Raw genomic sequence first — 10,025 nt, forward strand, 5'->3', positions numbered from 1 at the left:
CCTCACTCGCGGTTCGTCCTCCTCCCGGCGCCGCCGCCGTTCCCCGGTAGCGCCCGCGGCTCCTCGCCGCGTTCCTGACCTTTGATCATGGAGAGGAGGGACTTGCTTTGCGCACGTTCCACGGCGACCGCGCCACTCGTCTGCGAGTGCTCGCGCCAATCGCCATCAGCTTGACCGTCGCCGCGTGCGGCGGCGACGACAACACGGCCGACACCATCCCCGCGGCCGCCAGATTCTCGACTCAACCGCTGGAGAGCTTCCAGCAGCAGGCGGCGCCGCTGTGTTCCCAAGCCTCCGCGGCAATGGCGAAGGTTGAGCTACCCAGCAGCTTCCCGGCTGACCTGGAGGAGTTCGACACCAAGTCGCAGGCGATGCTGGCGGCGATCGAGCAGCCTTTCCGGGAGCTCGCGGCGTTGAAGGCACCGCACGGCCACGAGGCAGTGTTCGAGGAGTTCAAGACGGCGCTCGAGAGCGCGGTCAGCCAGACCGAGCAGCTCCGCGAGCTCGTCGAGGCTGGCAACGACGACACCGACGCCCTCGGACTGCCGCGCACCAACGTCAAGACCCACGCCAGCCAGGCCATGGAGGCGGCGGAGACGTTGCAGGTTGAAGCCTGCACGCAGCTTTCGTTCAAGGAAGCGAGCCACGGATGAGCCGTTCATGGACGACCGCACTGGCGCTGGCCGCGGCGTGCGCGCTGGCGGCCTGCGGTGAGAGCGACAAGCCTGAGCCCAAGCGTCAGGCGGCGAAGAACGATGAGCGCCCCGCGGCGCCTCCCGCCACATTGACGGCGAGTGAGTTCGGCGCGCCGGTGACGGTTGCGACCGGTGCGACGCACGACGCCGACGTGACGATCGACCGCGGCACCGGCCGGATCTACGTCTCCTGGGCGGTCGACCTGCCCAAGCCCAAGGGCGCGAGCTTCACGCCGCAGGACGCGTACGTGGCCCACAGCGACGACGGCGGCAAGACGTTCTCGAAGCCGGTGCGCGCCAACCACGACGAGGGGACGGTCAACGCGGGCTTCAACACGCATACGAACATCGCGGCGACGGGCGACAATCGTCTGTTCGTCACGTGGCCGCTGATGAACGACGACATGTCGAAGATGAACGCGATGTTCTCGCTGTCGACCGACGGCGGGAAGACGTTCTCGCGCGAGCTGCCGGTATCGGTCGCCGACGGCAAGGCGACGTCGGAGATGTACCAGAGCGTCGCGACCTACGGCAAGAACGTCTATGTCGGCTATCTCGACTACCGGGATTCGCTGAGCCCGCAGATGCCGACCGGCGTGAACATCGTCCACTCCAGCGACGGCGGCGAGACCTTCTCGAAGTCGATGCGCGGCGAGGTGAGCTCCTGCGCCTGCTGTGACAACGCGCTGGCCGTGGACTCCAAGGGCACCGTCTACTTCGCCTACCGCGACGTGAACGCGGTGAGCAAAAACATGCAGATCCGCGACACGACGATGATCCGCAGCTACGACAACGGCAAGACGTGGTCGGACCCGGTCCCGCTCGGCAACGACGACTGGGAGTTCAACGGCTGCCCCGAGTCCGGGCCCGAACTCGCCGTCGATGGCAACGACACCATCCACGGCGTCTACTGGACCGGCAAGCCCGGCCGGCCCGGCGTCTATTACACGACCTCCACGGACGGCGGCAGATCGTTCGCCAAGCCGCGGGCCGTCGCCGTCGACGACTTCTATCCGCCGCCCTACGTCGACCTGGCGGTCGAGCAGGACGGCACGGTCTGGATCACGTGGGACGACCGGCGGACAAAGGACCCTGTCGTCCGCCTCGCGCGCGTGAAGGACGGCAAGCTCGAGCAGCTGAAGGAGCCGCTCGGGAAGGGCATCACGCCGACAATCGATACCGACGGATCGCTTGTCGCGATGGCGTGGTCGGACGATCAAGGGCATCCACGTGGCGACCCGCGGCACCGCCGGCAGGAGCGGCTACGGCTCGGGGCCAGGCGACGCGAACTCCGGCCAAGACCATGCGCACGACGAGTAGGGCGCTGGCGTGCGCGGCGCTGATCTGGGCGGGACTGGCCGCGCCCGCCCACGCCCAGAGTGGCCAGGTCGGCACGCCCGCGCCCGAGTTCTCCGCGACCACGCTCGACGACGCCACGCCCGTGACCGTTGCCGAGCAGCGCGGCAAGGCTGTGCTGCTCAACAAGTGGTCGACGTGGTGCAAGCCCTGCGTGGAGGAGATGCCGTTTCTCGAGGAGCTCCAGCAGCGCTACGCCGACCGAGGCTTCACCGTGGTCGGCGTCTCGATCGACCGGCCCGGCTCCGACGGCAACGTCCGCCGGGTCGCCGAGGAGCGTGGCGTCACGTACCCCGTGTGGCTCGACCCCCAGGACGCGTTCACCCCGACGTTCCGCTCGACGGGCGTGCCGGAGTCCGTGCTGCTGGACAAGAACGGCGTGGTCGTTCGGCGCTGGCCCGGGGCGCTGACCGAGGACGACACGACGATCGACGCGGCCATCGAGCGAGCGATCGCCTCGAGCGGCGCCTACGTCAAACGTGCCGACACCGAGACCAAGGAGGCGAGCGCGATCAGCTTCGGCGTCGTCGGCGCGCTCGCCGCCGTCATCGCGGGACTGCTGAGCTTCCTTTCGCCGTGCGTGCTGCCGCTCGTGCCCAGCTACGTCGCACTGCTCGCCGGCGTACGCGGAGCAGGCGCCAAGCGGGCGAGCCGCAGGGAGACGCTCACGCACGCCGTCGCGTTCGTGCTGGGCTTCTCGGCGGTGTTCATCGCGCTCGGCGCCTCAGCCACCGCGCTCGGTGACGCGTTGCGCGGCTACGACGAGTGGATAACGCGAATCGGCGGCGTACTGCTGATCGCGTTCGGCGTGATGCTGCTCGGGCTCATCCCGCTGGCCATCCTGCAGCGTGACACCCGTCTGCTGGATCGCGCCAGCACCCTCCGGCGGTTCGGACCCGTCGGCTCAGCCGCAGTCGGTGCCGCGTTCGGCGCCGGCTGGACGCCGTGCATCGGCCCGGTGCTCGCCGGCATCCTCGCGCTTGCCGCGTCGTCGGGCAGCGCGGGGGAGGGCGTGATCCTGCTCGCCGCCTACTCGCTCGGGCTCGCGATCCCGTTCCTCGCCGCCGCCTTCGCCGTCGACCGCTTCCGCGTCCGCGGCCCAGGCGGGCGACGCTGGCTGCCATGGGTCAACCGCGTGAGCGGCGGCCTGCTCGTGGCCCTTGGCATTCTGCTGATCACAGGAGCGCTCACGCAAATGTCCGAATGGGCCGCCCGCTTCACACCGGCTTGGCTCGGCTGATTCGCGCTCGCCGCCGCACCCGCCCCGGGTGCGGCGGCGCGACCCATCCGAGCCGACACTTACGCCGCGGCAAACCGCGGGACAATCATGGCGACCAACAACTTCGTTCAGTGCTCCCGCCCGTGTTCGAGCCGATGCGCGTCGCGCTCGCGGCGTTCAGACTTCCGCCCGCACGGACGTAAGGTTCAGGGATCCGGGGTGATCGGCCGGCGGCCCGGTTAACATGCTCCGGACGATGGGTTCTGCCACGGCGCCACAATGGAGCACGTACGCCACTGAACGCCTCGCGCACGAGGGGTTCCGACGCGGCGGCGGCCGTGCAGCGGTCATCGACTGGCTCGACTCTCAGACGTGCGCCTTGACCGCCCAAGAGATCGAGGACGGCTTGAAGGGCGGAGAGCGCCCGGTTGGCCGAGCGACGGTCTATCGCGTGCTGGACGAGCTCGTGGAGCTCGGCCTGCTGAGCAAAGTCGAGATCGGCGACGGCCTGTCGCGGTTCGAAACGGCGTACCCCGAGGGCGCCGAGCACCACCATCACCTCGTGTGCACAAACTGCGGACGCTTGGTGCCGTTCACCGATGATGCGATGGAACGAGCTCTGCGCACCGTGGTACGGCGGGAAGGGTTCACGATGCAAGCCCACGACGTGACCTTGCGTGGGCTGTGTGCCGGGTGCGCGTGAGCGCGCCCGCCGCCTGAGCGACGGGCGCGCGTTCGATCACGGCGTACTCGTGGTGAGCGTGAACGTCAGCGTCTTGCCGTAGCTGCCGACGTCCAGGCCTTCACGGGCGCCGATGCTCTGCTGGAAAGCGAGCGCGACGGGCTCGCCGGCGACCGCGCGAGGGAAGGTCCGCAGGGTCACGGGCGCGCTGAGCGGCGCGAGCGCGCCGCCGTCAGCCGCGATGTGCAGCGGTGTGGCGAGGGCGCTGTCGCCATTGATCAGATGGCCGGTGACGGTCGGGCTGGGGTCGGCCACCGTGAGCCGTGCGTCGCGCAGGGTGGACGTGACGGTCGCCGTGGTGGTGATCGTGTACGTCTGCGCTCGGCCCGGAACGAAGGTCCCGAGGCTCCGGGGTGTGCCGAGCTCCAGCGCGAGCACCGCGCCGACCGTGCCGCCGATCGGTTGTTCGACCACGGTCGTGGGCGCCTGCACGTCGAGCGCGATCGGCGCCGACGGCCCGTACGCGACCGATCCGTCGGGCTTGACGACCGCGACGCTGTACTCGCTGCCGTCATCGGCCAAATCGGCGGTGAAGGCGTACGTCGCGTTGATGGCGCCCGCGATCGGCGTCCGTTCCGCGGAGCCGGGACGCTTGACATACCACTGGTAGCGGTCCAGCACCGACGCCGGAGCGACGGCTGCCGTCAGTGTGGCGCGCTCGCCGACGCCGACCGAGGTCGGGCCGGTGACGGTGACTTTCTGACGCGGGGCGGCGCCGTGGTCGTCGACGTGGACGACACGGGTCTGGGCGATCGCGGGTGCTTTGGTCGGGTCGGCGTAGGTGAGCACCGCGCGGATCTCGACCCCGTCGAGGGCTTGCTCGGCGGTGACCTGCCAGACGTTGTCCACGACGCCGGGCATGGGTTGCCAGTCGGTGCCGGGCCACTTCCACTCCCAGCGCAGCGTCTCGCCCGGCAGCGGGGCGGGTTCGGCGGTCAGCGTCAGGCGGACCCGGTCGCCCTGGTGGTAGTGGCCGGCCAGCGCGCTGAACTCGAGGATTTGGCTGGTCAGGTCGTCGGTGACGTTGATCGGCAGCGACGCGGAGCGCTGCGCGAGCTCGCCGTTGTTGAACACGCTGAGCCGGAGCTGGCCGCCGTGGTGCTGGGCCTTGGTCAGCGTCGGGCCGGTGAGCGTCGGCGATGTTTGCTTCTCGGTGCCCCAGATCTCGGTCGTGCCGCCCTTGGTGTACGTCCAGGTATAGGTGAAGTTGTCCCCGGCGCCCTCACGGAGCGGATACAGCGTGGCGTCCAGCTCGACGCGGCCGCCCTCGCGGTAGAGGTTGCGGTGACCGGAGACGCCGAGCTCGCGCGGTCCGACCGTGACGCGCGTGAACTCCGACCGCGCGATGCGGACGCCGTCCTTCATGACGCTGACGACCAGCGGAGGGGCGTAGGGACCGACGGCAGTCGGGTTGTACAGCGAGCGCACGCGGACGCGGGTCTTGTCCTCGGTCAGGTAGGTGGCCGGCCAGGTGCTGGTGCTGAAGGATGCGCCGAAGTAGCCGGCGTAGGTGGAGAAGCCCCACTCGAGCGTCTCGCCCTCGGCGAGCGTGCGTCCGGCGAGCTCGAACTCGATCGTGTCACCCGGCAGCAGCGGGTTGTGCGCGCTACCGACCTGCTTGATCGTGGGCTGCGCGCCCTGATGCTCGATGACGATCGGGACGAACGGGGTCTGGCTGCGCGCCACGCGGGCGGCGGTGTCGTAGATCTGCACGCTGATCTCGGCGTCGTCCTGAAGGGCGTCGACGATCTGCGAGTAGGTGCTCTCGGTCGTCGACTGCGGAACGATCTCGCTGGTCGTGCCCTTGTAGCGCAGCAGCCAGTAGAAGACCTCGTTCTCCTTGAGCGTCGCGCCGACCACGCGCGCGCTCAACTGCTCGCCCGGCTGATAGGAGGGCTTGACGCCGGTGATCGAGAACGGCAGTCCCGAGTCGTCGCTGACGGTGATCGGCAGCGCCGCGGACGTCGAGCCGGTGGCGAGGTTCGCTACGGCCGGGACGAACACCGCGGTGACGTCGTGCGTGCCCACCGGCAGGTCGGACACTTGGAGCTCGGCGCTTCCGGACTCGACCCTATCGTGACCGAGCACGGTCGTGCCGCGGCGGAACTCGACGTAGCCGTCCGCGGTCCCGGGGGCGACCGTGCCGGTCAGGGTGACGCTCTCGCCGAGGGTGAGCGCGGTCTTTGAGGCGGTCAGCGTCGCGGTGGGCGTCACCCGCTCGGGCAGTGGGCCAACGACAAAGCTGTAGGTGGCGGTGGAGGCGACGCGTTCGCCGCTGCGCTGCGCCGACCCTTCGACGGTCAGCTTGTAGGTGCCGGGCTGCGTGAACGCCCAGTTGGCGTGCATATGGGTGCGGCCGACCTGGAAGGTGTCGATGTTCTCGTCGGACGACCACAGACGGGTGACCTGCCCGAACCCGCCGGTGGTGAACAGCTCGAGCGAGCCGGGCCCTTCGAGCTTGACCAGCTTGAAGGTGGTCTGGTTGCCGTCGATCGCGCCGGCAGGCACGGACTCGGTCGAGAAGCCAGGCCAGAGCTGAGCGCCGGAGGGGTTGCTCTGGGGCGCGACCCACACGGTGGCGCCGGCGGGCGCGAGGAAGTCCATGCCGGCGGGGACCGTCAGCTTGGAGGCGTCGTCGACGTGGAACCAGAGAGCGTCGGGGTTCAGGCGGGTGCCCAGGCCTTCGGGTACGTCGGCCTTGGAGCCCAGCTGGAAGGCGCCGGCGTCCAGGAAGGTCGAGACGGCGTCGGTGTGCAGCTTCTGCAGGACCCGGTACTCGCGTGGCGCCGGAGCGGGACCGGGGTCAGCCAGCGCGGCTGGGGTGCCGGCCAGAAGCGCGAGCAGCAGCGCGAAGAGGCCGGAGAGACGGGACACGAGCATCAATGCGGTTCCTTGAATCGGACGGTGCCCCTCGGCGCCGTCGGGCGGATGATGCGCGCACCATATCGGGACTCAATCCTTTTAGTAAGGGGCAGGTGCGTATTTCAAACGCGCTGCGCACGCGAAGCGAAGTCAGATCCGTTCTCAATATCCTGGAGTGATGGACCTCGAGATGCGAGATCGCTGGCTGAACCGTGCGCAGGATCGAGTGGCGGGCGCGGGGCTACGAGCGGGAGCGGCCCGGAGTGCCGTGATCGAGCTGCTCGCGCGCGAGGGGCAATGCCTGCTCATAGTCGCCGAGCTGACCCAGATGCTGCGCTCCCAGCCGGTGGGTTCTGCCGCATCCGTGTATCGGGCCGTGGACGAGTTGTTCGAACTCGGCTTGCTTCATCGACTCGATGGACGCGACGGCGTGGCGCGATACGAGATCGCCGATCCGGAGCACCATCACCATCACCTCGTCGACGAAGGGACTGGCGATGTGGTGGCGTTCGCCGACCAGGAGTTCGAGCGCGCGATTCATGCGCTCGCCGAGCGACTGGACGTCGAGTTGACCGGCCATGACGTCGTCCTGCGCGGCCGGCGGCGGTCGTGATGATGTCCTGACCCGCCGACGGCGGGCGCGGTGTCCGTACCGCGCCCGAAGCGTGTCAGGCGGCGATGGCGACGTTGCCGTGGTTGTCGCAGTGGTCGCCGTGGGGGTGGTGGAGGTGGTCGCCGACGAGGTAGTCGGTGTGGTCGCCATGGGGTACGGGTTCGTGGCCGCAGTCGGGGCCGTGGACGTGACCGTCGCCGTGGGCGTCGCAGTCGTGCTCGGGCGTGCAGTCGGCGGGGTGCTCGGCGTCGACCTCGATCACGTGCTCGTCGACGTGGTCCTCGTGCGGATGGTGCAGGTGTCCGTCGTGCAGGTAGTCGACGTGGCCTTCATGCTTCAGCGGGGTGTGGCCGCAGTCGGGGCCGTGCTCGTGCGGGTGCGTGTCATGGGTGGCGGGCGTCATGCCTTCATGGTCGCCGGAATTCCCGGCTCTGCACGTAACTGCGAGTGAGAACGACTCTCAGCGGATCAGGCCGGATAGCGAGCACACCCGCGCGAGAGACCGAACGTCCTCGCGCGGGTGTGCCGCCGGCCAGGTCAGTGAGGGGCGAGTCCGGTGATGGTGAGTCGCTGCGGGCGGCCGCCCGTCTTGACGCGAACGACGCGCTTGAGCGAAGCTGCCCGCAGGACGTGCACGCGTCCGGCGGCCGGCTCGGTGACCACGACGCGGCCTGCACCCATCGCGAGCTCCGGCGTCGGTCGGCGACTCGCGGCGTTGAACGCGCGCGTCACACGCGCGCTGCCGCGCGACGCTCCCGTGCGCAGGTCAAGACGGCGGACCTTCCCGTCGTCGGTGAGCACGGCCACGGAGCGTCCGTCGACGGCGAACGACGCGAGATCCCCGGGGAGGGGGATCGCGGTCGTCGTGCCCGCGACGCGGTCGATCCGGACCAGGGCGCGGGTGCCGAAGTCGCCGACGAGATAGCGGCCGCTGTCATCGACCTGCACGCCCCAGGCGCGCTGCTCGGCGGCGGTGGGGGCGGGGTACGCCAACTTGGTGGCGCTGACCTGTCCGTTCTGTAGGCTCGCGCTGAGGATCCCATCGGCACAGGCGAAGACCGCCCAGTCCTCGCCGGCCGCCTCGCCGTGCAACTCGGGGCAGGCGCCAAGGCGGCCGACCTCGGTCCCGGCCGCATCGCGCACACTCACGTCGACGGGCAACGCCCCGTCCTCTGCTGCCGGGTCGGCCGCTGTGACCAGCAGACGGTCGCCGACGGTCACGGCAACGCCGTGGTGCGGCTTGCCGGTTGCGATCTGGGTGCCGGCGCCGGCGCGACGGCGCAGATCGCCCAAGGCGAAGACGTGGGCGGTGCCGGTCCCGTCCGTGAAGACGGTGACGGCATCGCCGTGCGACACGACGTGCGAGGGCTTGGGCTGCTCGAGCTCGAACGGCGTGAGCCGGGGTCGAGCGACGTAGGAGTGGAAGTGGTCGCCGTGGGGCTGGGTCCAGGTGCCGCTGTCGAGCACCGACACCCGGTCACCGTCGTACTGCACCGCGGCGACGTGACGGCCGTCGGACAAGCGCGTCAGATAGGCCGGAGCGTCGCCCGGCAGGGCGAACGGCTTTCCACGGCGCTCGCCGTCGAGCGTGAATACCGCGACTTTTCCGCGTTGACCGTCGCTGACGACGATCCGCGGTTCCAGCCGTTCCACAGCGGCTTCCGCGGTGGAGCCAAGGCCGACGCTCACGGCGAGCGCAAGTGGGACGGCCGACAACGAACGATGCATGGCATCTCCTCCTGGAAACGGAGCCAAAACATAACAAGACTCAGTCTTGTATAGTTACCTGCACTCCCACTCTCCAGGAGGTGGTGCTCGCCGGCGGTGAGTCCTCGCGACGACCCCATTGCCGCCGGCGAGCACCAAAAGATTGCTTGCCCGTGTCTCCTCTGGCTGCACTGGGCGAACTGCGACGGTTCGCTCGTGATGTGGCGTTTGCCCTACACGACCCGGCGGACAAGCGTGACGACGTCGGTCACCGTCGCGGTCTGCCCGTCCGGACCCGTCGCCTCGCGTCGCGGCGTGCCGGCGATCTCCGAGACCCATACGCCCGCTTCGAGTTGCAGTTCGTTCTGTTGCTCCTGCGGGGTCGGAAAGCGCGTTTCAGGGTCCTGGTTCCAGGACCAGGGCTGGATCGAGCCGTGCACGACGACCAAGAGCCGGCACCGGGAGCGATCGCCTTTGCGGCGCGGCGCAGCACAGCGGGGCGGTTGAAGTCGACCGGTGACTGCAGGTACAGCGCGAAGACCAGATCGAAGCTCCCGGCCGGGAATGAGGAGGCCAGGTCGTGCGCCTGCGTATCGATGCGATCTTCCAGTCCCAGTTCGGCGGCGCGAGCGGCGACGCGCGCGACGGCACGGGTCGAGACATCGACCGCCGTCGCGTGCCACCCACGACCCGCGAGCCAGATCGAGTCGTCCCCGAGGTCGCATCCCAAGTCGAGCGCCCGACCTGCGACGAGCGGTTCGGCGATTTTGTCGGCGCCGGGTGAAAACTGGTCCACCTGCGCCGGTTGAAAGGTGGGCCACCCGGCGGGTG

9 protein-coding genes and 1 pseudogene are annotated in these 10,025 nt (G+C 69.4%); 5 read left to right on the top strand and 5 right to left on the bottom strand.

Annotation, left to right across the window (positions count from 1 at the left end; genetic code table 11):
- Nucleotides 1–107 precede the first annotated feature (107 nt).
- The 4 genes from OJ962_RS23875 (at nt 108) to OJ962_RS23890 (ending at nt 3,973) form a co-directional block, all read left to right on the top strand.
- Nucleotides 108–653, top strand: a complete 546-nt coding sequence (locus tag OJ962_RS23875) for a hypothetical protein (protein WP_202954275.1) — start codon at nt 108–110, stop codon at nt 651–653.
- On the top strand, nt 650–2,038 hold the full coding sequence (locus OJ962_RS23880) for a sialidase family protein (protein ID WP_202954276.1): 1,389 nt from the start codon (nt 650–652) through the stop codon (nt 2,036–2,038). The genes OJ962_RS23875 and OJ962_RS23880 overlap by 4 nt, the downstream gene beginning before the upstream one ends.
- On the top strand, nt 1,999–3,291 hold the full coding sequence (locus tag OJ962_RS23885) for a redoxin family protein (RefSeq protein ID WP_202954277.1): 1,293 nt from the start codon (nt 1,999–2,001) through the stop codon (nt 3,289–3,291). Before OJ962_RS23880 ends, OJ962_RS23885 begins: the two co-directional genes overlap by 40 nt.
- 235 nt (nt 3,292–3,526) lie before the next feature.
- A complete protein-coding gene (locus OJ962_RS23890) occupies nt 3,527–3,973 on the top strand; it encodes a Fur family transcriptional regulator (RefSeq protein ID WP_202954278.1) in 447 nt (148 codons plus the stop codon).
- A 36-nt stretch (nt 3,974–4,009) separates the two neighbouring features.
- Here OJ962_RS23890 and OJ962_RS23895 read toward each other — a convergent pair whose 3' ends face one another.
- A complete protein-coding gene (locus tag OJ962_RS23895) occupies nt 4,010–6,892 on the bottom strand; it encodes a choice-of-anchor M domain-containing protein (protein ID WP_202954279.1) in 2,883 nt (960 codons plus the stop codon).
- 160 nt (nt 6,893–7,052) lie between these two features.
- On the opposite strand from OJ962_RS23895, the gene OJ962_RS23900 reads away from it, so the two are divergent.
- A complete protein-coding gene (locus tag OJ962_RS23900; RefSeq protein ID WP_202954280.1) occupies nt 7,053–7,487 on the top strand; it encodes a Fur family transcriptional regulator in 435 nt (144 codons plus the stop codon).
- A gap of 55 nt (nt 7,488–7,542) precedes the next feature.
- Here the strand turns inward: OJ962_RS23900 and OJ962_RS23905 are convergent, their stop codons facing one another.
- The 4 genes and pseudogenes from OJ962_RS23905 to OJ962_RS34515 form a co-directional block, all read right to left on the bottom strand.
- Complete coding sequence (locus OJ962_RS23905) at nt 7,543–7,890, bottom strand: hypothetical protein (RefSeq protein WP_202954281.1); 348 nt, start codon at nt 7,888–7,890, stop codon at nt 7,543–7,545.
- A 134-nt stretch (nt 7,891–8,024) separates the two neighbouring features.
- On the bottom strand, nt 8,025–9,215 hold the full coding sequence (locus OJ962_RS23910) for a hypothetical protein (protein WP_202954282.1): 1,191 nt from the start codon (nt 9,213–9,215) through the stop codon (nt 8,025–8,027).
- A gap of 212 nt (nt 9,216–9,427) precedes the next feature.
- The gene (locus tag OJ962_RS23915) at nt 9,428–9,634 is read right to left on the bottom strand and encodes a hypothetical protein (RefSeq protein ID WP_270006655.1); all 207 of its coding nucleotides are present in this window, start codon (nt 9,632–9,634) and stop codon (nt 9,428–9,430) included.
- A 74-nt stretch (nt 9,635–9,708) separates the two neighbouring features.
- Nucleotides 9,709–9,990 (bottom strand): annotated as a pseudogene (locus OJ962_RS34515) (class I SAM-dependent methyltransferase); the annotation flags it as partial.
- Nucleotides 9,991–10,025: the final 35 nt, after the last annotated feature.

Source organism: Solirubrobacter deserti, assembly GCF_027587175.1.
Classification (GTDB): Bacteria; Actinomycetota; Thermoleophilia; order Solirubrobacterales; family Solirubrobacteraceae; genus Solirubrobacter; species Solirubrobacter deserti.

What these genes read in the sequence shown, in the direction of transcription:
- OJ962_RS23890 (WP_202954278.1), top strand. Translation starts at nt 3,527, where the DNA reads ATGGGTTCTGCCACGGCGCCACAATGGAGCACGTACGCCACTGAACGC.
- OJ962_RS23900 (WP_202954280.1), top strand. Translation starts at nt 7,053, where the DNA reads ATGGACCTCGAGATGCGAGATCGCTGGCTGAACCGTGCGCAGGATCGA.
- OJ962_RS23895 (WP_202954279.1), bottom strand. Translation starts at nt 6,892, where the DNA reads ATGCTCGTGTCCCGTCTCTCCGGCCTCTTCGCGCTGCTGCTCGCGCTT.
- OJ962_RS23880 (WP_202954276.1), top strand. Translation starts at nt 650, where the DNA reads ATGAGCCGTTCATGGACGACCGCACTGGCGCTGGCCGCGGCGTGCGCG.
- OJ962_RS23910 (WP_202954282.1), bottom strand. Translation starts at nt 9,215, where the DNA reads ATGCATCGTTCGTTGTCGGCCGTCCCACTTGCGCTCGCCGTGAGCGTC.
- OJ962_RS23885 (WP_202954277.1), top strand. Translation starts at nt 1,999, where the DNA reads ATGCGCACGACGAGTAGGGCGCTGGCGTGCGCGGCGCTGATCTGGGCG.
- OJ962_RS23905 (WP_202954281.1), bottom strand. Translation starts at nt 7,890, where the DNA reads ATGACGCCCGCCACCCATGACACGCACCCGCACGAGCACGGCCCCGAC.